Source organism: Vibrio celticus (assembly GCF_024347335.1).
Taxonomy (GTDB): Bacteria; Pseudomonadota; Gammaproteobacteria; order Enterobacterales; family Vibrionaceae; genus Vibrio; species Vibrio celticus.
Window position 1 is genome coordinate 346,555 of the sequence record NZ_AP025463.1, and the last position, 24,295, is coordinate 370,849.

At 45.0% G+C, this 24,295-nt stretch carries 20 protein-coding genes, 2 pseudogenes and 1 riboswitch; of the genes and pseudogenes, 13 read left to right on the plus strand and 9 right to left on the minus strand.

Translation table 11 applies throughout. The annotated features are described in order from the left end of the window. The first annotated feature begins 179 nt into the window (after positions 1-179). The 4 genes from cysD to cysC all read left to right on the plus strand — a co-directional run bounded on the left by cysD (position 180) and on the right by cysC (position 5,008). Complete coding sequence (gene cysD, locus OCV19_RS01660) at positions 180-1,124, plus strand: sulfate adenylyltransferase subunit CysD (protein WP_261875696.1); 945 nt, start codon at positions 180-182, stop codon at positions 1,122-1,124. An 18-nt stretch (positions 1,125-1,142) separates the two neighbouring features. Next, complete coding sequence (gene cysN / locus OCV19_RS01665; protein ID WP_012604890.1) at positions 1,143-2,573, plus strand: sulfate adenylyltransferase subunit CysN; 1,431 nt, start codon at positions 1,143-1,145, stop codon at positions 2,571-2,573. 65 nt (positions 2,574-2,638) lie between these two features. Continuing rightward, the gene (locus OCV19_RS01670) at positions 2,639-4,363 is read left to right on the plus strand and encodes an SLC13 family permease (protein WP_004735273.1); all 1,725 of its coding nucleotides are present in this window, start codon (positions 2,639-2,641) and stop codon (positions 4,361-4,363) included. Between the two features lie 24 nt (positions 4,364-4,387). After that, complete coding sequence (gene cysC / locus OCV19_RS01675) at positions 4,388-5,008, plus strand: adenylyl-sulfate kinase (RefSeq protein ID WP_017083764.1); 621 nt, start codon at positions 4,388-4,390, stop codon at positions 5,006-5,008. 166 nt (positions 5,009-5,174) lie between these two features. Here the strand turns inward: cysC and OCV19_RS01680 are convergent, their stop codons facing one another. The 7 genes from OCV19_RS01680 to OCV19_RS01710 form a co-directional block, all read right to left on the minus strand. Further along, the gene (locus OCV19_RS01680; protein WP_065676574.1) at positions 5,175-6,083 is read right to left on the minus strand and encodes a TIGR03899 family protein; all 909 of its coding nucleotides are present in this window, start codon (positions 6,081-6,083) and stop codon (positions 5,175-5,177) included. Between the two features lie 514 nt (positions 6,084-6,597). Then, positions 6,598-7,113: a DUF3299 domain-containing protein gene (locus OCV19_RS01685; RefSeq protein WP_065676573.1), complete on the minus strand. Its 516-nt coding sequence runs from the start codon at positions 7,111-7,113 to the stop codon at positions 6,598-6,600. 14 nt (positions 7,114-7,127) lie between these two features. Beyond that, the gene (locus OCV19_RS01690; RefSeq protein ID WP_065676572.1) at positions 7,128-8,387 is read right to left on the minus strand and encodes an ABC transporter permease; all 1,260 of its coding nucleotides are present in this window, start codon (positions 8,385-8,387) and stop codon (positions 7,128-7,130) included. Next, positions 8,384-9,100, minus strand: coding sequence for an ABC transporter ATP-binding protein (locus OCV19_RS01695; RefSeq protein ID WP_017097559.1), 717 nt, complete (start codon positions 9,098-9,100; stop codon positions 8,384-8,386). Before OCV19_RS01695 ends, OCV19_RS01690 begins: the two co-directional genes overlap by 4 nt. Positions 9,101-9,241: 141 nt before the next feature. Next, positions 9,242-9,979 (minus strand): zinc uptake protein ZrgA, encoded by a 738-nt coding sequence (gene zrgA, locus OCV19_RS01700; protein WP_065676571.1) that lies wholly within the window; start codon positions 9,977-9,979, stop codon positions 9,242-9,244. A gap of 40 nt (positions 9,980-10,019) precedes the next feature. After that, positions 10,020-10,316: a DUF2607 family protein gene (locus OCV19_RS01705; protein WP_083994316.1), complete on the minus strand. Its 297-nt coding sequence runs from the start codon at positions 10,314-10,316 to the stop codon at positions 10,020-10,022. Between the two features lie 90 nt (positions 10,317-10,406). Next, on the minus strand, positions 10,407-10,958 hold the full coding sequence (locus tag OCV19_RS01710; RefSeq protein ID WP_065676570.1) for a YtfJ family protein: 552 nt from the start codon (positions 10,956-10,958) through the stop codon (positions 10,407-10,409). 253 nt (positions 10,959-11,211) lie between these two features. Here OCV19_RS01710 and OCV19_RS01715 point away from each other — a divergent pair, with 253 nt between their 5' ends. Continuing rightward, a complete protein-coding gene (locus OCV19_RS01715) occupies positions 11,212-11,412 on the plus strand; it encodes a DUF1107 family protein (protein WP_004735283.1) in 201 nt (66 codons plus the stop codon). A 110-nt stretch (positions 11,413-11,522) separates the two neighbouring features. Here OCV19_RS01715 and msrA read toward each other — a convergent pair whose 3' ends face one another. Continuing rightward, a complete protein-coding gene (msrA, locus tag OCV19_RS01720) occupies positions 11,523-12,152 on the minus strand; it encodes a peptide-methionine (S)-S-oxide reductase MsrA (RefSeq protein WP_019821425.1) in 630 nt (209 codons plus the stop codon). A 195-nt stretch (positions 12,153-12,347) separates the two neighbouring features. On the opposite strand from msrA, the gene tamA reads away from it, so the two are divergent. From tamA to OCV19_RS01750, 5 genes and pseudogenes are all read left to right on the plus strand, one after another. After that, positions 12,348-14,060: an autotransporter assembly complex protein TamA gene (gene tamA, locus OCV19_RS01725; protein ID WP_065676569.1), complete on the plus strand. Its 1,713-nt coding sequence runs from the start codon at positions 12,348-12,350 to the stop codon at positions 14,058-14,060. After that, positions 14,057-17,815 (plus strand): autotransporter assembly complex protein TamB, encoded by a 3,759-nt coding sequence (tamB, locus tag OCV19_RS01730; RefSeq protein ID WP_065676568.1) that lies wholly within the window; start codon positions 14,057-14,059, stop codon positions 17,813-17,815. The genes tamA and tamB overlap by 4 nt, the downstream gene beginning before the upstream one ends. A 74-nt stretch (positions 17,816-17,889) precedes the next feature. Further along, positions 17,890-18,243 (plus strand): gamma-glutamylcyclotransferase family protein, encoded by a 354-nt coding sequence (locus OCV19_RS01735; protein ID WP_065676567.1) that lies wholly within the window; start codon positions 17,890-17,892, stop codon positions 18,241-18,243. Between the two features lie 91 nt (positions 18,244-18,334). After that, a pseudogene (locus OCV19_RS01740) lies at positions 18,335-18,843 on the plus strand (helix-turn-helix domain-containing protein). Next, positions 18,810-19,682: pseudogene (locus tag OCV19_RS01750) on the plus strand (IS3 family transposase); the annotation flags it as partial. The pseudogenes OCV19_RS01740 and OCV19_RS01750, both read left to right, overlap by 34 nt. Positions 19,683-19,760: 78 nt before the next feature. Here the strand turns inward: OCV19_RS01750 and fbp are convergent. Continuing rightward, positions 19,761-20,771: a class 1 fructose-bisphosphatase gene (gene fbp / locus OCV19_RS01755; RefSeq protein ID WP_017097551.1), complete on the minus strand. Its 1,011-nt coding sequence runs from the start codon at positions 20,769-20,771 to the stop codon at positions 19,761-19,763. Positions 20,772-21,041: 270 nt separating this feature from the next. Here fbp and mpl point away from each other — a divergent pair, with 270 nt between their 5' ends. The 3 genes from mpl to thiB all read left to right on the plus strand — a co-directional run bounded on the left by mpl (position 21,042) and on the right by thiB (position 24,271). Further along, positions 21,042-22,400 carry a UDP-N-acetylmuramate:L-alanyl-gamma-D-glutamyl-meso-diaminopimelate ligase gene (gene mpl, locus OCV19_RS01760; protein ID WP_065676353.1) on the plus strand — a complete coding sequence of 453 codons (1,359 nt, stop codon included), beginning with the start codon at positions 21,042-21,044 and terminating at the stop codon, positions 22,398-22,400. Positions 22,401-22,438: 38 nt separating this feature from the next. After that, a complete protein-coding gene (locus OCV19_RS01765) occupies positions 22,439-23,062 on the plus strand; it encodes a flavin prenyltransferase UbiX (protein WP_065676352.1) in 624 nt (207 codons plus the stop codon). Positions 23,063-23,105: 43 nt separating this feature from the next. Continuing rightward, a riboswitch (TPP riboswitch) is annotated at positions 23,106-23,225 on the plus strand. A gap of 53 nt (positions 23,226-23,278) precedes the next feature. Beyond that, entirely contained in the window at positions 23,279-24,271 is a 993-nt protein-coding gene (gene thiB, locus OCV19_RS01770) for a thiamine ABC transporter substrate binding subunit (RefSeq protein WP_065676351.1), read from the plus strand. Positions 24,272-24,295: the final 24 nt, after the last annotated feature.

The window sequence follows — 24,295 nt, forward strand, 5'->3', positions numbered from 1 at the left end:
GAAATTTTAGAATTTCCAGTAATATGAGAGGCTCGTCATAATGCCTATATCAAGGACGTATCAGGCAGACGAATAGCAAGGATAGCTCAACACGAAGCTTCTGTTTTCTTCTAGTGCCAATACTCCCATTCACTCAAGTGGATGAGTTAAATCCCATGCTTGGCAAGACCAAGTAATGAATTGCTCGTAACGCGAGCCTTAAAGGAAGCACTGAAATGGACCAAGAACGTTTAACCCACCTAAAACAGCTCGAAGCGGAAAGTATTCATATTATCCGTGAAGTGGCGGCTGAGTTTGATAACCCAGTGATGATGTACTCCATCGGTAAAGATTCTTCTGTGATGCTTCATTTAGCTCGCAAAGCGTTTTACCCAGGCAAGATTCCATTCCCACTATTACACGTTGATACGGACTGGAAATTCCGCGAGATGATTGAGTTTCGTGACCGCACAGCAGAAAAGTACGGTTTTGACCTTTTGGTACATAAGAACCCTGAAGGTATCGAGATGGGTTGTAGCCCATTCGTACATGGTTCTTCGAAACACACAGACATCATGAAAACTCAGAGCCTTAAGCAGGCGTTAAACAAGTATGGGTTCGATGCGGCTTTCGGTGGCGCGCGTCGTGATGAAGAGAAATCTCGAGCGAAAGAGCGTGTTTACTCTTTCCGCGATAAGAACCACACATGGGATCCAAAAAACCAACGTCCAGAGTTGTGGCACACCTACAACGGTCAGGTGAATAAGGGCGAAAGTATTCGTGTATTCCCTTTATCAAACTGGACTGAACTGGATATTTGGCAATACATCTATCTAGAGAGCATCGATATTGTTCCGCTTTACCTTTCTGATAAACGCCCAGTTGTTGAGCGTGATGGCATGCTGATCATGGTTGATGATGACCGCATGGAGCTGCAAGAAGGTGAAGTGATTGAAGAGAAAAGCGTTCGTTTTCGTACTTTAGGCTGTTACCCACTAACCGGAGCGGTTGAATCTGAGGCGAATACGCTAACAGGCATTATTGAAGAGATGCTGGTGGCGACGTCTAGTGAGCGTCAAGGTCGAGCGATTGACCATGATCAGTCGGGCTCTATGGAGCTGAAAAAGCGCCAAGGTTATTTCTAAGAATCTAAGGAAAGAAAAATGAATAGTGCAGTAGAAGCCGAATTGGCTGAACTAGGGATTGAAGGTTATCTAAGTCAGCATCAGCATAAATCTATGCTTAGATTTTTAACTTGTGGCTCGGTAGATGATGGTAAAAGTACGCTGATCGGTCGCTTGCTCCATGATACAAAACAGATTTATGAAGATCAGCTAGCGGCGGTTCACTCGGATAGCCAACGAGTGGGTACGACAGGTGAGAAACCTGATTTGGCACTGCTTGTTGATGGCCTGCAGGCTGAACGTGAGCAAGGCATCACGATCGACGTAGCTTACCGCTACTTCTCGACGCAAAAACGTAAATTCATTATTGCTGATACCCCAGGGCATGAGCAGTACACGCGCAACATGGCAACAGGCGCTTCAACGTGTGATCTGGCTGTGATCTTGATTGATGCTCGTAAGGGCGTTCTGGATCAAACCCGTCGTCACTCGTTTATTTCTAACCTACTTGGTTTGAAGCATTTCATCGTCGCTGTAAATAAGATGGATCTGGTGGATTACTCGCAAGATCGTTTTGAAGAGATTCGCGATCAGTATCTAGAGTTTGCAGAAAACCTAGAAGGCGAAACTAACATTCAGATCTTGCCAGTATCGGCGCTTGAAGGCATCAACGTTGCTGCACCAAGTAAAGAGCTTGCATGGTTCGAAGGCCCATCTCTGCTAGAAGTGCTAGAGAACGTCGACATCGATCAAAAGCGTTCTGCGGGTGAATTCCGATTCCCAGTGCAGTATGTCAATCGTCCGAACTTAGATTTCCGTGGCTTTGCTGGCACCGTTGCCTCTGGCCGTGTCAGTGTCGGTGATGAAATCAAGGCGCTGCCGTCGGGTAAAACGTCGAAAGTTGCACGCATTGTAACTTTTGATGGTGATTTGGAGTCTGCGCAAGCAGGCTTGGCGGTAACGCTAACCCTTGAAGATGAGATCGATATCAGCCGTGGCGATTTGATTGTGTTGGAAAACGCGCAGATTGAATCTACCAACCACGTATTGGCCGACATCGTGTGGATGACAGAGCAACCACTGCAACCAGGCAAAGCTTACGACATCAAGATCGCAGGCAAGAAAACCGTCGGTCAGGTTGAAACTGTTCGTCACCAATATGACATCAACAACCTATCGACTCACGCTGTCGATGAGTTGCCACTGAATGGTATTGGTTTGTGTGAATGGTCATTGAACGAGACTGTCGCACTGGATAAATACCGTGAGAGTGCCGATACCGGTGGCTTTATCGTTATCGACCGACTAACCAACGTGACGGTTGGCGCGGGTTTGATTCGAGACCGTTTGGACTCTGTTGAACAGCAAGTCGGTAACTTCTCTGCATTTGAACTTGAGTTCAACGCATTGGTTCGTAAGCATTTCCCTCATTGGGATGCCAAAGATCTAAGCCAATTACTGAAGTCATAAACGACCAAGTAACTGCTTATTGAATCAGGCGGAAACCGATCGTTTCCGCCATAAAGGACGGGTATATGTGGCAACAAGGATTTGTATTAGCGATTTTGCTCGGCATCATTACTTGCCTGCTCGTTACCCGTATTAAGCCAAGCTTTATCTTTGCTGGTGCGGCGTTTATTGCTTTTATGGCAGGCATGATCGACTTGTCGAGCTTAGCCAATAACTTCACTAACTCTTCGTTACTGACTTTAATTCTTCTTATCCTCGCATCAAGTGCGTTGGAGAAAACTCGCTTAATCAGTTGGGTTAGCCGCAATATCTCTGAAGGTCGGCTAGGTACCGTGGTTGCGAAGTTGGGTATTTCCACAGCGTTACTTTCATCTTTTACCAATAACACCGCGGTGGTGGTCTCTTTGATCGGGGCGATCAAACGTAATCAACAACATGCGCCGTCTAAGTTACTTATCCCGTTGTCATATGCTGCCATCTTAGGTGGCACCCTGACATTGATCGGTACTTCAACTAACTTGATCATCAATAGCTTTGTTGAAGATGCGGGTTTGCCGAGCTTAAACTTTTTCACACCAACGTTGATCGGTTTAGCGGTCTTGGTCGGTGGTGTGTTGATCCTTATCCCTCTGAGTTACTTCCTGCCCAGTTACGATGATGGTTCCCAAGATGATTTGCCTTACTTTTTAGAAGCAAGAGTGGAACCTGGCTCACCGTTAGTTGGTCGTAGCGTAAGCGAAAATAATCTTAGAGCGCTGAGAAAACTGTTCTTAGCCGAAGTGATTCGAGACGGTAAAACCACCGCGTCTATAGACCCTGATTTTATACTGCAAGCTCGTGACCGACTGCTGTTTTGTGGCGACGTTGAAAGTGTAGCGACACTGCAAGAAATTCAAGGATTAACTCTGTTTGGCCAGCATCACCTTAACGGACAAAGCTTTGTTGAGGTCGTGGTGAGTTCGTCTGCAAGCTTCTGTAATAAAACCCTCAAAACCAGCCAGTTTAGAGATCGCTTCGATGCGGTTGTGGTTGCCATTCGTCGTGGTCATGAACGCCTTGAAGGTGGCCTTGGAAACATCACATTAACCGCTGGCGATACCTTGATTTTGGTTCCAGGAAAACGTTTTGAAGAACAGCGTCAACAACACAATAAAGAGTTTGTGTTGATGAACGACCTAGACTCAAGCGCCAAGCTTGATGCCGATAAATCGACGTTTGTGTTGCTCGGCTTTGCTAGTGTGATTGGGTTATCGCTCGCTGAAGTCGTGCCGATTATTAAAGGGCTAGCGGGATTTTTATTATTGCTGGTGGCATTTGGTGTAGTACAACTTGGTGAGCTTCGCCGCCGTTTCCCCGTCGATATTGTCGTGATCGTTGGTTCGGCGCTCTCTATTGCTCAACTGATGATTTCATCTGGGTTGTCTGAGCGAATGGGGCTGATGTTTATGGAGGCCTTTAATGGCTGGGGCGTGTTTGGAGCGCTAGTCGCGACCTATTTCATGACGTTGGTCCTAACTGAGTTGGTGACCAACAATGCGGCAGCGGCACTCTCATTCCCCATTGGCTACAGTATGGCAGTAGGCTATGGCGTCGATCCAATGCCGTTCATCATGGCGGTTCTGTTTGGTGCCAGTGCCAGTTTTATTTCGCCATACGGCTACCAAACCAACTTACTTGTTTATAGCGTAGGTAATTACCACCTTACGGATTATCTGCGCATCGGCATCCCAATCTCGATTGTTTATTCGGGTTTGGTGCTGACCCTAATTCCTTATTTTTTCCCATTTTAATGCTGTTTATTTAAAGGACTAATTATGACCGCAGTACTCAAACCAAAAGATGAGAATGTTGTGTGGCATCAACACTCGATTGATAAAACATTTCGCTCTGATCTGAAATCACAAAAGCCAGCCGTGCTCTGGTTCACGGGATTATCTGGTTCTGGGAAGTCGACAGTCGCTGGAGCATTAGAAAATCGCTTGGCACAGCTTGGTTACCATACTTACTTATTGGATGGCGATAATGTGCGTCATGGGTTATGTAGCGACCTTGGCTTCTCTGAGCAGGATCGCCGAGAGAATATTCGTCGTATTGGTGAGCTCGCTAAATTGATGGCGGATGCGGGTTTGATCGTGTTGTCAGCGTTTATTTCCCCACATCAAGCTGAAAGACAGTTAGTGCGAGACTTGCTACCTGAAGGCGAGTTTTTAGAGGTGTTTGTGAACACGCCACTCGAGGTTTGTGAGCAGCGTGACCCTAAAGGCCTGTATAAGAAAGCACGAGCTGGAGAGATCCCGAATTTTACAGGCATTAGCTCAGTGTACGAAGCGCCTCAGAACCCTGAGATAGATTTACCTGCGGGTGAGAAGACACTCGATGAACTGGTGGAATTGTGTATTGATGCTTTAGAGAAGCGTAATATTTTAGCCAACTGAGATCGTTGGTATGACTAAGGCTACTCAGCTGTTTATCTGTTTATTCACGATCGATAAATAGTGCAGCCTTGGTTTACCGAGACAAGAAACCTATCCTCTAGATTCTCTTTATTCTTCTCAATATTCTTCACTTTTTACACCGTCTATTTTTTGCACCGTCGAGTGCCTAGACGGTGTAATTCACACTGCTTTTCACTTCTGTCTGTACCGTGAACTTCTGACTTAATAGAGCAATCAGTTGATCGTAATACTGCATGTTGGGTTTGTTGCCAAGTAAGGTGCACAGCTCATTACCTGTTGGACTGAATCGGTAATAAACCAGTTTAACCCCTTTTGAAATAGGCGCCAGTGACATGCTCTTACCTTGATAAGTTAGGTGTAGGGCTGGGTCGAAATCAATCTCTCCAGATTCTAATTCTGTTCCTAGAATAATCCCGAGTTCAATCAAATGGAGTAGGCTGGAGTAGGGCAGGTTGTGCCCACCAAGGTTGATGGTGTTGGTGGTGTCCCTTTTGCCAAAGCTGAATAACCCAGCATGAGACTTAAAGCCGAGTAAGAGCTTTCTGCTGTTATCGCTACCAAAGCTACAACCCAGTGATGCCGCTCTTTGTAGGGTTAACGCTTCTTTTGGCGTCATGTCTTTTAAGATCTGAAGCGCCTTCATCGATGTCGAGCCTGGATTGGTGACTTCTCGTTTCAGTACTTGAGCCCATAGCCTCTGCATCGATGTATTGTGGATCTCTTGTGCCATATCGAAGAAACGGTATAGCCAGTCCTGATCTGGGTCTCCAGCCGCTTCATCCTTACACGAAGAGTGTGCCAACTTCAGAATCTGTTCTAGATTCTTTTGGCGAAGCTCTCTACGTTTCTTCTCTCGCAATAGTGCCCGTTCGATAAGCGTACTCTCAGCTTTATCGTTTGGCTTTGCACTATGACTAATTAAGGAATCGAGGCCGAAGCTTTGTGCGATGTGCAGCATTCTGCTGGCACTGTCGGCAATATGAGGCTTTTTCTCATGCTTATGCTGTGTGTCGCTAGCATGCTCAATGATCACTGGCTGTTTGGTTTCTGACATAAGAGTACCTTTAGGGGACGACTCAAAAACAATCGTAGTAAATAATTGCTCAGCCTAGCTTGTTAAAACGCTCGATAACTGCGTTAGAATTTTTGATTGTAGAATAACTACTTATCAAAAAGATCTGGCTTGTTCTCAGGCCTTTTTCCTACGCTATTTCTGAACAATTACGTATTGCGATTGGTATAACTGTCTAAAATGTAACTCTTTATCTTATTGGTGGCTAGATTTTGCGTGCAAAGTCGAAGGTTTCAACAAAATTTTACTTTTGCTAATGATAATAAAATGTTAAATTTGTTGTAATTCTCAAGGAGGAGTTATGAATCAAGTCAATGATAACAAGCTGAAGAAACAGCTTAGTATAGGGTTATTACTCGCGACTTATGTCGCTGTTCTAGCTTACTTATCTAATTACATCGCGTAATTTAGAAGAAAATTATCGTTATTAAACTGTTGTTGAATGATCGCAATCGTTCAGTGACGGCAGCTCATCCTTGAGCCACCCTTCTAATGACTACATGTCGTCATATTCTTCAATCGCAGTACCTTCAATAAGATAACCTGTTTGTGCTAAGTCATGGCTGATTGACTCAGTTTTCAGCTTTCCTACTAAATAGATCACATCCCATAATTGCTGTATTGGTGCACCTTTCGGGAACTTCACGTAGATGATTTGGTTCGGTGGCGGCGGTGGCACGTGGATACATGCGCCAAAGTACGGTACCAGCAGAAACTCAGTGATCATATTCTCATCACCTTCCAATGGAATCACAAAGCCTGGAATCTTTACTGTGCTGCCATTCAGCTCTGGGCGAACAGCACCAAGTGTCGATTGTTGAGGTTTGTCCATACTATTGTGGTCAACCATCGGCATACCAAATGAATCTAGCTGAGCACGCTCTGATTCTGGAATCAAATCAATCCATTCAAGTGTTAATACCGATTCGTCATTCTGAGTGGTTTCAGCGTGAGCTGTACTGATAAATGGGAACAGAAGTAGCCCAAGTATCAGTAGGAATTTGCGTTGCATCGTAGGTTCCTATTTTAGATTCGAATCGTCATGCCATCAGACAATGACTGGCGGTAAGCCCTGAAAGCGGGAATAAAGCCGATAATGATTCCGGCAACTTGTACCAGCATAAGCAGTTTCCACTCATGAGGTGTGATTGCGGATATCGATATGTTGATACCATAACTTTGTTGCACAATAGGAGCAACCACTGCGATCAGCGCAAACAGCACTCCAACACCTAATGTAATGCCAAGGAAGGTTAGCGCACTGGCTTCACTGATCAGTAAACCAAACACATGACGAGGTCTTGCGCCCATCGCACGTAGGATAGCCATCTCTCGACGCCTTTCTTGCAAGCTAGTGAGTAGGCTACTGAGCATGCCCAATAATCCGGCGACAACAACAAACCCTGAAACAATCAGTAATGCTTGTTCTGCTACAGCCATCATTCCCCACAATTCGTGAAGCGCAATGCCCGGCATAATGGCGCTTAAAGGTTCTTGGCGGTAGTTATTGATTTCTCGTTGCAGTGCGAAGGTTTGGATCTTCGATTTAAGGCCAACCATCATCGCGGTAATCTGCTTCGGTTGGAAGTCACGTTGCTTTAGCGCTTCAGCATTCGGTGTGTGCCCGAGGTTGGCACCTGATTCCCAGCCAACATGAATCGCTTCAATAGCCTCTAACGAAACATGCACGGTTTTATCTACTGGTGTCCCAGTTGGTGCCAGTATTCCGACAATTTTGAAGGGCAGATTATCGTGACGGCTAAACGCAACATCACTGATACCGTGCGCAAGAATGATGTGATCACCAATTTTGTAATCTAGCTTCTTCGCGACGTCGGCACCAATCACTACGTCAAATAGCTGATTAAACTCTTTACCTTGCTGAAAAGTAAGTGGTTGCTTACTTCCATAGCGATAGTTTTCAAAGTAGCTATGGTTAGTACCCATCACACGGAAGCCTTTGTGTGAATCGCCCAATGAGATTGGTATCGCCCACTTTACTGCGTTGTGTTGGCTAAATTCTTCATAGCTTTTCCAGTCGATGTTGTTGGTCGCATTACCGATTCTGAATACTGAGTAAAGCAACAGGTTTACCTGACCAGAACGGCCACCAACGATAAGGTCAGTACCTGAAATCGTATTGGCGAAGCTGCTTTTTGCTTCGGTTCTAACGCGTTCTACGCCGAGCAAGAGAATGACGGATACAGCCACCGTGAGAATAGTGAGAATAGCCGTGGCTTTACGGTTGAGTACGCTTTTTAAGGCTAAGTGAGTAATTACTTTCATACGACAACCTTAGCTTGATTAACGGTTTTTAAATCTATTGTTCGAGTGAACAACTTTTCTAGTGTTGGATCATGGCTAACAAAGATAAGAGTAGAACCTGCCTGGTTGGCTTGTTCTAACAACAGTTCGATAAAAGCTTCTCGGTTGTCATGATCCAAAGCTGAGGTTGGCTCATCGGCAATAATGATTTTGGGTTGGCCGATCAAAGCACGAGCGGCAGCAACACGTTGTTGTTGACCTATGCTCAACTCGGTAACGGGCTTGTCCATTAAAGCTTGAGGTAGCTTTAATCGGAGTAACAACTCTCGAGCCGTCTCTTGTAAGCTTTTCTGGCTTTCAGCGACTTGCTGTTTACGAATCTGTGAAAACTGGCAAGGAAGCGTCACGTTATCGATAACTGATAGATAAGGAAGCAGGTTAAATTGTTGGAAAATATAACCAATATGATCGGCTCTGAATTTATCTCTTTGACGAGGTGTAAGCTGAGTGAGGTCTTGATCAAGGATAGAGACTTCTCCTTGTTCAGCTTGGTTGATTCCGGTCAGTAGCCCTAACAAAGTTGATTTTCCACAACCACTTGGCCCTTTAATAAAAAGGTGCTCTTGGGCTTGGATGTACAGAGAGGGGATCTCTAGCGTTGGTGGTAATTCAGGCTTCCAACGAAAGCTGATATTTTCGAGTTTGACCACAAATGATGAACTGTCAGAAGACATGCTAGCTCCAATAATTAAAGCGGTGTATCTACTGGACAGTAATTTGAAGCATAAATTCCCCAGAACACACCGATTTGAACAGCCAAGTAAGCGATGACTTACCTGGCTGTTTATTTTACGTTTAATCCGATCTAGGAGTGATTAGAATCGGAAACTAATACGCTCTGCGTTAAGCACTTCTTGTACTTGAGCTGTGTCTGTTAGTAAGTTCACAGTCATTTTTTCTGTATTACCGAACTTAGAGAACCATTGAGTGCTAACTGTGTCTAGCTTAGCAACGTCTGAACATTGGTAATGGTACTCAACGGTGAATTCGCCGTGGCCACCTTCAGAGTGGTCATGACCTTCGTGGTCATCATGATCGTGCTCAGCGTGGTCATGGCCTTTGTGGTCATCATGATCGTGTTCAGCGTGATCATGGTCTTTGTGGTCATCATGATCGTGCTCAGCGTGGTCATGGCCTTTGTGGTCATCATGATCGTGTTCAGCGTGATCATGGTCTTTGTGGTCGTCATGATCGTGCTCAGCGTGGTCATGGCCTTCGTGGTCGTCATGATCGCCTTCTAAGGTGTTTGCTACTGACTTGAACTTCAGAGTACAACTCGCATTGTTAAAACTAAACAGCTCTTCTGGCTTGTTTAATTGTGCGATAGCCTGCTCAAACACTTTCTTCTGTTCTGCAGTTTCTGGAGCATGTTCAAACCCAACCACATCTGCGCCTGGAGCTGTTACTTCAACAAGCAGTTCTTGCCCATCTTGCGCGATGTTTACTTCAACTTGACCATGTACGTGTGCATCATGAGAGCGGAATTCTTCGTTAGCTAGAACATTTGTAGAGACAGTCATGCCGATAGCAACGGCTAAAAAAGTAGGTTTCATGTTTTTTCCTGAATAAAGGTTAATTAAAAAGTAGTGGTAATTAAGCGATATTTACAGGAGGTGAGCGTGCCAAATAAGCGAAATATAGCCGCTGTAGTGAAGTTACTGACTCTGTGATAGCGACAGTAAATTCCGAATGGAACTCTGGAGTCAGTGGTAGTGAGTGGGCAGTGATGAACTGATTAAGTGAAAACAACTCACAGTGATGTGAAGTGTGGTGTTCTGGGTGAATATCCACAATATGTGTTGCGGCTAACATGCTTAGCATGAGCATGAGCATCAGCCCCAGCAAAAAGCAGGTTTTGCGTTTCACATTGTTAGGTGTGTTTTGCCACATCAGGATGATTAACCACAGAATAAAAAAAGGATACTGTTACAATATAACAATATCCTTTGATAAGGTCTCGAAAAAGAGGTGAATATCTGATTAAAGATTCGCTTTAATCAATTCAATAACTTGTGCGACTTCCGATTCGCCAAGTGCGCCTTCTTTGACGAACAAGATTTTGCCTTGTTTGTCCTGAACGATAATCGCTGAGCTCTCTTCTTTTAGAGCCCATGATGACGCTACGGCGCCGTCTTCATCTAGAACCATAGAAGACCATGGGAATTCTTCTTTACTGCTTTCGGCAGAGGATTTAACAAAAGACCCAGTACCCCAAATCGCATCATCTTGGTTGATGATAGTGGTGGTTTGGTAGCTGTCTTCTGAGAACTTCGATGCGGTAATGGCTGCCATCAATGGTGCGTTGAGCTCTTTAGAGCTGCTGCGTCCAGCGATAGCTTGAACGACGCGAACTTTACCTAGAAGATCATTGGTTGCCCAAGCTTGATATCCAGTATTTCCGTCGTTTAGAACAATCTCACCATAGTTACTCACATCGACGGCAGGCAGGGTAGCGCCTACTGATAGGTTGTGAGCATTGGCGAAGAGTGGAGAGGCTGCGGCTAAAAAAGCCAGTAGAGTTTTGTTTTTCATTATATTTTTGTTCCGCTTATTGGTTTGCACTGGAAGTATAATATGAAATTTGAAAAATGCCTCTTTAACTCTTTTATCGTACGACGTAGAAATAAGTTGCAGGCTTGTTACCAAAAGGTATAATGCATCAATATCGAGATGAACAATAGATTATCTTGCTGTTTGCTAAAGGAATTAGCGATTTAATGTGCTTTGAACAGCGTCGCTGTTCAGGTATGTGACTGTAGTACTCAAATGGAATTGAGGTTGTATTATGTTAAGAAAGTTTTCTACTTACCGTCCACATCAGGTGGCGCGTTTCGTTAAAGTCCTGTTCAAAGGCCAGTTTGCTATTGAAGGTATCGGAGAGTTTCGCTTCGACCAAGGCAAGGTGCTTCTTCCTGAAGTTTCAGACAAACAAAAGCTCACTATTTTTAAAGAAGTTAACGGCACCATTGCAGCGTTGCCGGTGTAACTGCGCTTTATCGATTTGTCTTGCTTCAAATAGATTAACAGCGAAAAGGGCTTCCGAGTGAAAGCCCTTTTTAGTGGATATCGTTTGAGGTAGTACAGCCCAACTGCCCTTTATTGTGGTGGGAAGCAAACACCGGTTCCGCCCAATCCGCAGTACCCATTAGGGTTCTTAGCCAAGTACTGTTGGTGGTAGGTTTCTGCGAAAAAATATTTTCCAGCAGGTAGAACTTCCGTCGTGATCTCGTTGCCTAAAGATTCAGTCATTGCTCGTTGATATTCTCGTTTAGAGTGCTCAGCGATAGACTGTTGCTCTTCACTGAAGGTGTAAATTGCGGAACGGTATTGAGTCCCTAAATCGTTGCCTTGGCGCATCCCTTGAGTTGGGTCATGACGCTCCCAAAAGGTTTCAAGTATTCGAGCTAGCGAGGTTTGTTCACTATCAAATATGACACGAACGACTTCGGTATGGCCGGTTTGCCCAGTACATACTTGTTCATAAGTGGGATTAACGGTGTATCCGCCAGCGTAACCAACGGATGTTGAAATAACGCCATCCAATTGCCAAAACAAACGCTCAGCTCCCCAGAAGCATCCCATACCAAACAGGACTTCTTGTTGAGAGTCCGTAGGCGCATCGAGCAGGTCGGTTTGATTGACGAAATGGCGCTCAGTGATTCGAATTGGGTCAGCATTTCCCGGTAGTGCGGTTGCTGCAGAAACCAGTTGTTGTTTGTTTAGCATGTTATATTCCTTTTCGCATACGTTTACCGCGCTGGCTTTTATTTAACGTGGGTTCATATTAACTGTTGGTCAATATTGAATAAGTCTTTAAATTAGACCGTGTTATTCCAGGATTTATTACAGACTCAATGCCCATTTAGCGGTATTATTTCTTTTCACTTATTAACGTATTGATAACTTCTTCACCAATTAAACATGATAAGAAAAACTTTACCAGTTCTGATTGGCACTCTATTGTCATCGACGCTCGCTTTCGCTGACGTTTCCCTTGAAATCAAAGGGCTAGATGGAGCGCTTGAGGATAATGTTGATGCTTATCTGAGTGCGATCCCTGAAGAAGAGTATTCGGTTTCATTAAGGTTCCAATCTCGCTTGGAATCTATGATTAAAGAAGCCCTGAATGCGTTAGGCTACTACCACCCTAAAATCACATTTACTCACTCCGAAGATGATACCGAAATGACCGTTACGGTTGAGCCGGGAGAGCCTGTTGTTATTTATACTTCAGATATCGTTCTAACTGGTGAAGCCAAAGATGATCCTGACTTTTTGGCTTTGATCGCCAAGAGCAATCTGTCTAAAGGCTCAGTGCTTAATCATGGTAATTATGATTCTTTGAAATCGTCGATACGTAACCTTGGATTAGCGAAAGGTTATTTTGATGGGGCTTACGACCTCAGTAAGCTCGAAGTCGCTCCCGAATTAAATCGTGCTTATGTTCGTCTTCATTATGACAGTGGTATCCGCTACCACTTTGGTACCACTCAGGTTACCGGTAGCCAGATTGAAGAAGATAAGGTGCAGTCACTCAAACCATTTGAGGATGGCGAACCTTACTCGATAACCAAAGTTGGTGAATACAATCAAAACCTATCCAATACGGATTGGTTCTCTTCTGTTTTTGTTGAACCTGATTTAAGCCAATTGGGCGAAGGCCGTGAAATACCGATGAAAGTTAGCCTTGCTCCGCAAGCTCGTAACCAAATCGAAACGGGTATCGGTGTCTCAACCGACCTTGGTGTGAAAGGCACTCTCAAATGGAAAAAACCTTGGGTTAATGATCGAGGCCATAGCTTCAATAGTAGCTTGTCGATCTCGAAGCCTGAGCAGACGATCACGGCTGCTTATAAAATCCCATTGGATGACGTACTTAATGACTACTACCAAGTTAAGTACGGTATGAAAAATTTGGATAATCGTGATACCAAGAGTTTGGAATCAAACCTTGCCTTAGAAAGATATTGGCGTTTGGACAATGGCTGGCAGCGCACGGTGTTCATTCGATACTTGGTCGAAAACTATGAACAAGGTTTGCAAGATGACTTGGCGCAATTTGTGCTGCCGGGTATCTCTTTCTCACGCACTCGAACGCGAGGCGGCTCGATGCCGATGTGGGGCGACAAACAAACCATTATGTTTGAAGCGGGTGACGATACCTTGCTATCTGAAACTAAGGTTGTTCGCTTTCAAGGTCAAACCGCTTGGATTCGAAGTATTGGCGACAATCACCGAGGCTTAACTCGGCTTCAATTTGGCGGTAACTTTGCTGACGAGTTTGATAAGCTATCTCCCTCCCTAAGGTTCTTTGCTGGTGGTGACAATAGCATTCGTGGTTATGGTTATGAGTCAATCTCTCCTCGCGATGAAAGTGGCGCACTAACGGGTGCAAAATTTATTGCAACCAGCTCGCTTGAATACCAATACCGCTTGGTTGGAAACTGGTGGGGTGCAGCATTCTACGACATTGGTGATGCATTTAATGACAAACCCGAATGGAAACATGGCACCGGTGTCGGCGTTCGTTGGGCGTCACCTGTTGGTCCAGTGAGTTTAGATTTTGCTTGGGGTCTAGATGCAGAAAAAGGTGATGAGTTCCAGTTACACTTTAGTTTAGGGCCAGAATTATGATCAAAGTGATGGGCAAGTGCATCAAGTGGACGTCGATCTCATTGACGTCTATTTTGCTGTTGTTGATAGCCTTGCTAGGTTTTGTTTTGTTCACCAATCCAGGGTTGAATACTGTGCTGTGGGGCGTTGAAAAAGCGTTGCCACAACTTAAAGTGGAAAGCACCAAAGGAGCACTTTTCCCAAGTTTTACGCTTAATAATGTCCAGTTCAAAGATGATAGCCTTCATATTGATACCAAGGTTCAAAAGCTGAACTTGGCTATTAATCCTCGCTGCCTGCTCGACCCTAAGCTGTGTGTCGATCGTTTAGCGATTCAAGGGTTGGACTTCGCATTTACTGAACTGCCTCCTACCTCTACAGAAGAAACAGAACCTACTCCGCCCGTAACATCGGTAAAAACACCGTTGCCAATCGTAATCAACCGTATCGCTTTGTCTGATATCAAGTTGAATATCTTAGGGCATGAAATTGAATGGAGCTTGTTCTCTACGGCTTTGAGTATGCAGGGCGAAAAGCTAACGGTATCGCCAACCTTATTCAATGATCTTAAGGTTAAACTCGCGGAGTCGACAGAAGAACCGCAAGCAGAAAAGGTTGAGCCAAAAGCTGCCGAGAAAACGGCTATCGAATTGCCGGAAATCTGGATTCCTTTGCAGGTTGTGTTGGAGCGTTTTGACCTCAACCGTTTCACCTTAGAACAAGAAACACCGATTGTGGTGAACCACCTTGGGCTTGAGGCTCGCGCGGGTAAACACACGGTTGATGTTTCCACTCTCGAATTCGATATGCCACAAGCAAGCGCAAATCTAACGACGAAGGTTGAGCTTAAGGGCGGTTATCCGTTAGAGCTTTCTTTGGATGCGTTAGTGAAAGAAACCGACCTTGCTGGTCAGAAGTTGTTTCTGAAAGCACAAGGCAGCGTGGCTAAGCTAAACCTAGATTCCCAATTTTCTGAGCTGATTGAGGCAAAGTTGTCTGGGGATATTCAACCCTTAGAACCGACTCTGCCATTTGACCTTCTTTTAGAGGGCGGACAAGCACAGTGGCCCCTTACCGGCAAAAGCGATTACCAAGCGACAATTGAGCAATTCAAAGCTGATGGCTCACTAGATGGTTTCAATGTTCTTCTTAAAGGTGAAGCCGATGGTAAGGAAATCCCTGAATTAGCCATCGATCTACAGGGTAAAGGCACGACGGAACAAATTGAGCTCGAGCGTCTAAAGCTCAACACGCTAGGCGGTGAGCTTAACGGTGTTGTTAAAGCGAACTGGAAGAGTCTCGTTAACTGGCAAGCTGACGTGACACTCAAAGATATTCAACCGGGTCTGCAGTGGCAAGAAGCTGAGGGCAACATTAGTGGAAGCATCGTCACCTCAGGTGAGTTGACGGAAGCGGGCGGCTGGGCGATTGAACTGCCTAAATTGGATATTGAAGGGATCTTGCGAGAATACCCTCTGGATATCGAAGGTCAGTTGTCAGCGTCGGATCGCAGCGCGAGCGGTGAACCAAAACTGAAAACCAGTGGTTTGAGCTTAGCTCACGGTGTTAACTCGATTAAGGCTCAGGGTGAGCTTGATAAGAAATGGGACATGGGTGTTGAGATTTACTTCCCTGAGCTTGTAAAAAGCGTCCCTGATTTGAAAGGTAAAGTGATTGGTAATATCCAGCTAAGCGGTCCAACGAAAGAGCCTGAAGTCGATCTCGCTCTAAATGTGGATAAGGTAGATTGGAATAGCGAAGCAACACTAGAATCCTTGTCACTTAATGGCTCTGTGATTCCTCTGCCATTGCCTGAAGCTCAAGCTGATCTTGAATTAGAAGCTAAGAACTTAACCTATCAAGATCAAAGCGTAGAAAGCATTGCTCTTACGGTAAGTGGTGGTGAGAAGAACCACACCGTGACACTTGATGTGATATCCGACATCGTGTCTACAAGCTTAGCTATTTCAGGAGAGTTGATTCAAAAGCCTTCTCTTATTTGGGATGGCTCGTTAGACAGAGTCAAAATCACCACTCAGCAAGGCCCTTGGGTGTTAGACCAACCTGTCGCGATAAAGGCGGATGTTGATAAACAGTTTGCCGATGTTCAAGCGCACTGTTGGAAACAATCGGGTTCGAGCGTGTGTTTGGATGAAGACTTTCGCGTCGGAAAATCGGGTGAGGCCAAACTTGCCATCAATCAGTTCGATTTCGAGCAGATTAAAGCCTTTGTGCCTAAAGAGACGCAATTACAGGGCTTAGTCAATGCTACTGCCCATGCTAAGTGGTCTGAACAAGGTGAGCCTGAGGTTACGGTAAGCGTTGATATGCCGAAAGGTCAGGTTGTTCAACAAGTGGGTGAGCCAATCACACTGGGTTGGGAAAGCGTTGCATTGAATGCCCAACTAAAAGACAACAAACTGGATGCCGACTTTAAGTTGGATGTTTCCGATAACGGTGACTTGTCAGGCACGGTGTCGTTACCGGATATTCTCGCCGAAGACAAAATGGTCGATGCGGCAATTAAGCTGACCACGTTCCATCTTGATTTCTTACAACCAATACTAGGTGAATACAGCCTATTGAAAGCCGACCTGGAGAGTGTTCTTCAAGTTAAAGGCTCTCTGATGCACCCTCAAGTCTTTGGTCAATTCTCTGTTGATGGTATTCAAGTTAAAGGCGACGTTACACCTGTTGATGTGAAAGATGGCCGCATCGACCTCGACTTTGATGGTTATAGTGCAAAATTGGATGCGAATGTGGAAACACCTGATGGTCACCTTGATATTGAGGGAGCCGGAGATTGGCAAGATCTTACAGCATGGCACTCTAACGTTAGAGTTTTCGCTGATGAGTTGATGGTTGATATCCCACCGATGGTCAAGGTCAAGGTCGTGCCTGATATGACCATTGATGTCACACCAGAGCTGGCGAAAATCACCGGTGATATTGCCTTACCATGGGGACGAATTGTTGTAGAAGACTTACCACCGTCAGCGGTTGGTGTCTCTTCTGATCAAGTTATCTTGAATAAAGATCTAGAGCCAGAAAACGAAGATACGATTCCATTTAATGTCATGACCAACATTAATATCTCCATTGGTGATGACTTTAAACTGTCTGCCTTCGGTCTTGAAGGTGATTTGGTCGGTAAGCTCAACGTGGCTCAAAAAGACCAAGGTCCATTTATTACAGGTGAAGTGAACATCGTCGATGGTACTTATCAATCATTCGGGCAAGACCTGTTGATCGAAGAGGGTAAGATCCTAATGAATGGACCACCGGATCAGCCATACGTAGCCATCAATGCGATTCGTAATCCTGATAATACTCAGGATGACGTGACCGCTGGTATTCGAGTGACAGGCCCTGCGACAGAGCCGACCATCGAGATTTATTCTGACCCTGCGATGCCACAAGCGAACGCACTGTCTTATATTTTGCGTGGCCAAGATATCGACGGTGAGTCGAGCGGTTCGATGACAACGACCTTAATCGGTTTGAGTTTAGCGAAGAGTGGTAAGGTTGTCGGCGAAATTGGTGAAGCCTTTGGTGTACAAGATTTGCAACTGGATACCGCAGGCTCTGGTGATGACTCTCAGGTGACGGTAAGTGGTTATATCCTGCCAGGCTTACAGGTGAAGTATGGTGTGGGTATCTTCAACTCTTTAGGTGAGTTTACCGTTCGTTATCGATTGATGCAGGATCTCTATGTTGAAGCTGTGTCAGGTCTCGACAGTGCTGTAGACCTTCTCTATCAATTTGAGTTTGAGTAGAGCTGTTTGAGCTTGGGCGGCAATGTTTCAGCCATTCATTTTACGCGCCTGCGCGAATGGCTTGTGGAGGATTTATGAAGCATCTTGTTTTTGTTTATGGAACCTTGAGGCAAGGTCAGTCCAATCACCACTATTTGAAGGGCTGTGATTTATTAGGGCAGTTTGATACACCTAAGGAATACGCACTTTTTGATTTAGGTACCTATCCGGCGATGATTCTTGGAAAGAAAAGTGTCGCTGGCGAGGTCTATATCATTAACGACGAAATTTTAGAGTCGCTCGATCGGCTAGAAGATGTTCCTGTTGAGTATCGTCGCGAGCAAATAGAGACGATATTTGGATTAGCATGGGTATATTTGTATCAGCTTGATCTAACAGCTAATAAAGAAATACTTTCGGGTAACTGGTGTAAGCGGAACAACGCTTAGTCGCTATATCTTCTGAGTTACCAAACAAAAAGCCAGCATGTGAATTGAACTGACCCCCAATAGTTGGACACCAATTATTGGGGGTCTTTTTATGTCCAAATATAGCCGAGAGCTAAAATGTATCATTGCTAAGCAATACTTAGATGGCACGTCATCTCTCTACTTAGCAAAACAATATTCAATTTCTTCAAGGCAGATACGGTATTGGGCTCAAGTCTTTGCCATCCATGGTACTGATTCATTTTTACCAACTAAGCATGCCGCGACTGCTCAAACAAAACGAAAAGCATTGAATTTAATGTGGACGAATGAATGGTCTCTCACGCACACTAGCGCAGTATTAAACCTCTCATCCCTGGGACACTGTCTGCCTGGCTCAAACGATTTAATGAGCTCGGTATCAAGGGGCTCAAAATGCGCCAGAAAGGAAGACCCTCAATGAAACAGCAACCTCAACGAACCACTAAGCCTGATAATGAAATGACACTTGAGGAGCTAAAAGAGGAGTTAGTCTACTTACGAACCGAGAATGCTGTTTTAAAAAAGTTGGAAGAGTTGGAGCAGGAAAAAAACCGTCGAACAAAGAAAAAGCGGTCATAGCTCTAACTCTTAAAGGCAAGTACCCGTTGAAGCACTTACTGCAGACTCTACAGCTGTCAAAAAGTGTCTTTTATTATCAGGCTCAAACGAGCAAGCGCCCAAATAGCTACGAACGTGAGCTGCGGTTGATAAAGTCAATTTATCATGAACATAAGGGCCGATACGGTTATCGTCGTATTCATTTAGAACTAAAAAATCAGGGGGTCGCGCTTAATCACAAAACGGTTCAAAGGCTTATGGCTCAGCTAAACCTTAAATCGACGGTCAGGATTAAAAAGTATCGTTCATACCGAGGAGAGTCAGGGAAAGCTGCTCCCAACGTGCTTGAAAGAGATTTTAGTGCGACTCAACCCGATGAAAAGTGGGTAACTGATGTCACGGAGTTCAAAGTCAAAGAGCAGAAAGTATACTTGTCTCCCGTTGTCGACTTGTTTACTCAGGAAGTGGTAGCTTATAGAGTGGCCAAAAATGCCTGCTTGCCGCTTGTCACGGATATGCTGACGGAGGCTATATCAACGCTTAAACCCAACTCAAAGCCAATTATACACAGCGATCAAGGTTGGCAATATCGCCATCGACAGTATCAGAAAAAGGTAGCGGAGAGTGGGTTAACGCAAAGCATGTCGAGAAAAGGTAACTGCTTGGATAATGCTGTTGCTGAAAACTTTTTTGCTTTACTCAAAACCGAGATGTATCACAACCAAAGCTTTGAAGATGCAGATGCTCTGATAGAGCAAATTAAAGAATACATCGAGTACTACAATACCAAACGTATAAAAGTGAAACTAAAAGGCCTGACTCCGATAGAATATCGAACTCAGGCCTTGAAAGCCGCTTAACAGAAATGTCCAACTTTATGGGGTCACTTCAAATGCTGGCTTTTTTAATGACGCTATTTTGAGAAATGAACGAGGGTTTTAGTCTCGGTTCAACTCAAGAAACTCTTCTACTTTGCGAACCATGTCTGTTGAGCCAACAAAGAAAGGTACACGTTGGTGTAGCTCAGTTGGTTTGATATCCATGATACGTTGAGCACCGTCTGAAGCTATGCCGCCCGCTTGTTCCATAAGGAAAGCTATTGGGTTGCACTCATAAAGCAGGCGCAGTTTACCTTGAGGGTGACTTTGCGTGCTTGGGTACAAGTAGATGCCGCCTTTCAGCAGGTTACGGTGGAAATCTGAAACTAGAGAACCGATGTAACGTGATGTGTAAGGGCGGTTGTCGCTTGGCTCATTCTCTTGGCAGTACTTGATGTATTTCTTAACACCCGTAGGGAAGCGGATGTAGTTACCTTCGTTGATGGAATAAATCTTACCTTCATCTGGAATCATCATGTTTTCATGAGACAGGCAGAAGGTACCCAGTGATGGGTCGTAGGTGAAGCCATTTACGCCAGCACCTGTTGTGTATACAAGCATGGTTGAAGAACCGTAAATCACGTAACCCGCGGCTACTTGCTTGTGTCCTGGCTGTAGGAAATCTTCTTGTGTTGGTGGAGTACCGATCGGTGATACTCGACGGTAGATAGAGAAAATTGTACCAACCGATACATTCACATCGATGTTTGAAGAGCCATCTAGTGGATCCATCAGTACAACGTATTTTGCGTTTTTGTTGAGCTCTTTATTGAAGGCGACAGCTTCGTCTTCTTCTTCACTTGCAACACCACAAACTTGGTCACGAGCTTCTAGAGCCGCTTTAAATTTGTCGTTCGCGTAAAGGTCTAGCTTTTGTTGCTCTTCACCTTGCACGTTGTCTGTACCAACAGCGCCAGTGATGTCGACTAGGCCAGCCTTGTTGATCTCACGGTTAACAATTTTTGCAGCAAGTCGAATAGACGACAAAAGGGATGATAGATCACCGCTTGCATGGGGGAAGTCACTCTGTTTCTCAACAATGAACTCACCAAGGGTGCGCATCTCAGACATGTTATTTCCTTAAACTTCTCTCAATATTAGGGGGGATTTGAGCACTGTAGATTCGGCCTCTTGAGTGGGCTTTATTCATCTAGACGCTTACCTAAATTCTAAAGGTTAGATCTTTTTAATGGTAATGAACTAAGCGACACAGATCTCACTTACAATGTCGACTCAATTTGTTTTGCATTGCCGCTCGCTTTTAATCGCCATTTAATGATAATGAGTGCAAGCCGTTTTAATTAGGCATCGTTTATTTAGCCAAGCGTTTGGAAGCAATTTATGCATATTCATATCTTAGGAATTTGTGGCACCTTCATGGGTGGTGCTGCGGTATTGGCTCGTCAATTAGGTCACAAGGTTACTGGTAGTGACGCGAATGTTTATCCTCCAATGAGCACCTTGTTGGAGTCTCAGGGGATTGAGATTATTGAAGGGTTCGACCCGAGCCAGTTAGAACCAAGACCTGACTTAGTGGTCATTGGCAATGCGATGAGCCGTGGTAACCCGTGTGTTGAGTATGTATTGGATAACAACCTTAGATACACCTCAGGGCCGCAGTGGTTGCAAGAGTTCTTGTTGCATGAGCGTTGGGTTCTGGCGGTATCCGGAACGCATGGTAAGACAACAACATCGAGCATGCTGGCTTGGATCCTTGAAGACTGTGGTTACGCACCGGGTTTTCTTGTCGGTGGTGTGTTGGGTAATTTTGGTATCTCAGCTCGCCTTGGTGAAAGCATGTTCTTCGTGGTTGAAGCTGACGAATACGACAGTGCTTTCTTTGATAAACGATCTAAGTTTGTTCACTACCACCCAAGAACGTTAGTGATGAACAATCTCGAATTCGATCATGCAGATATCTTTGATGATCTTGAGGCAATCAAGCGACAGTTCCATCATTTGGTTCGCACAGTGCCAAGTAATGGCCGTATTTTCTCACCGAAGCAAGATACCGCGATCCAAGATGTGTTATCCCGTGGCTGCTGGAGTGAAACTGAGTCGAGTGGTGAACTCGGTGATTGGAATGCCAAGAAGTTAGTTAAAGACGGCTCTAAATTTGAGGTGTACTTCCAAGGCGAATGTGTTGGAACCGTAGATTGGGATTTGGTTGGCGATCATAACGTCAACAATGCTTTGATGGCGATTGCGGCGGCAAGACATGTTGGTGTCACGCCTGATTTAGGATGTGGATCACTGGCGACGTTCATTAATACCAAGCGTCGCTTAGAGTTTAAAGGCGAAGTGGCAGGCGTTTCTGTCTATGACGATTTTGCTCATCACCCAACGGCAATTGAACTTACGCTCGGCGGCTTACGTAATAAGGTCGACACAAAGAAAATCATTGCCGTTTTAGAGCCTCGTTCTGCCACCATGAAGCGTGGTGTGCACAAAGAAACCTTGGCTGATTCGCTCAAGCAGGCGGATTCTACCTACTTATTCCAACCGGATAACATTGATTGGTCTGTACAAGACGTGGCCGATGCGTGCCATCAACCCGCACACGTGAGTGATGACATGGACGCATTCGTTGCTAAAATTGTCTCAGAGGCACAAGCGGGCGACCAAATCTTGGTAATGAGTAATGGTGGCTTTGGTGGTATTCACCAAAAACTGTTGGATGCGTTGGCACTCAAGGGCTAACGGCATCCAAGACCTTATAATTTGAAGTAATTGAGAACATGACAAAACACGATCAAGCTATAACCCTTGCTTTCACAGGCGCATCTGGTGCGCCTTATGGACTGCGCTTACTTGAATGCCTATTGGCGGCAGATTATCAGGTTTATTTGTTGATATCGTCGGCAGCGCGAGTGGTGTTGGCGACTGAGCATGAACTTAAGTTACCTGCTGGGCCAGATGCTGCGAAACAAGCTTTGGTTAAGCATTTAGGTTGCGACCCAGAAAAGCTGGTGGTGTGTGGCAAAGATGATTGGTTCTCACCGGTTGCCTCTGGCTCTGCAGCACCGAAGCAAATGGTGGTGTGTCCATGTTCTGCGGGAAGCTTAGCTTCAATTGCTCATGGCCTATCAGATAACCTGATAGAGCGAGCAGCAGACGTGGTTATGAAAGAGCGAGGCCAGCTGCTGTTGGTGGTTCGTGAGACGCCATTTTCTACGCTGCATCTCGAGAATATGCACAAACTCTCGACCATGGGTGTGACGATCATGCCTGCGGCTCCGGGTTTTTATCACCAACCTAAGTCGATCGAAGATCTAGTCGATTTTATGGTGGCGCGTATTTTGGATCATCTTGGTATTGAGCAAGGTTTAGTGCCACGTTGGGGTTACGATCAACGTAATTGATCCAAACTTGATAGCTTATTGTTAAAATTCGAATTACAATTCTGAACACTCATCGGGGAGCGAACCATTCAAATAATGAATGCGAGCTGAGATCAAGCAAGTGCTTGGGACCCGTAAACCTGAACCAGATAATGCTGGCGTAGGAATTGAGTTAGGACCAACTTCTACCGTTCTCCTCCCTCAAACCTGTGCCGCTCAGACCATGGAGAGCGTCCAGTGAAATTCACATTAACAACTCTTGCTGTTACTACAGCCATCTCTTTTTCTGCCGTTGCTGCAGACAATACTCTAACTGTATATACCTATGATTCTTTTGCTGCGGATTGGGGCCCTCGTCCTGCCGTTGAAAAAGCATTTGAAGAAAAGTGTGGCTGTGATGTGAATTTTGTCGCGCTAGAAGATGGCGTGTCTATTCTTAACCGCTTGCGTCTTGAAGGTGGTAACAGCAAAGCAGACATCGTGTTAGGCCTAGATAACAATCTAATGGCTGAGGCGAAAGCGACGGGCTTATTGGCTGAGCACAGTGTTGATACGTCATCAGTGACACTTCCTAACGGTTGGAACGACAGCACCTTTGTTCCTTATGATTTTGGTTACTTTGCGTTTATCTATAACAAAGAGAAATTAGCCAACCCGCCTAAGAGTTTGAAAGAGCTGGTTGAGCAACGTGATGACCTCAAGGTTATTTACCAAGACCCACGTACTTCAACGCCAGGTCAAGGCATGATGCTATGGATGAAGTCTGTTTACGGTGATGAAGCGACAGCGGCGTGGAAGAAGCTCGCTCAGAAAACGGTTACTGTGACTAAAGGTTGGTCTGAAGCTTACTCTATGTTCTTAGAAGGCGAGTCGGACTTAGTCTTGTCTTACACGACTTCTCCGGCTTACCACATCATTGCAGAAAGTGATTCTAAGTACGCAGCAGCAAGCTTTGAAGAAGGTCATTACACTCAAGTGGAAGTGGCAGCTAAGGTCAAAGGCAGTAAGAACGAAAAACTTGCCGATGAGTTTATGGCATTTATCCTAAGTGACGAATTCCAATCAGCGATGCCAACGGGCAACTGGATGTACCCAGTGACTGGCATCGAACTACCAAAAGGGTTCGAGCAGTTAACGGTACCGCAGAAAGCTCTGAGCTTTACGCCTGAAGAAATTGCCGCTAAGCGCAAGCCTTGGATTCGCGAATGGCAGAGTGCACTTACTTTTTAACTTACTATTAAAAAGATGAGCGTC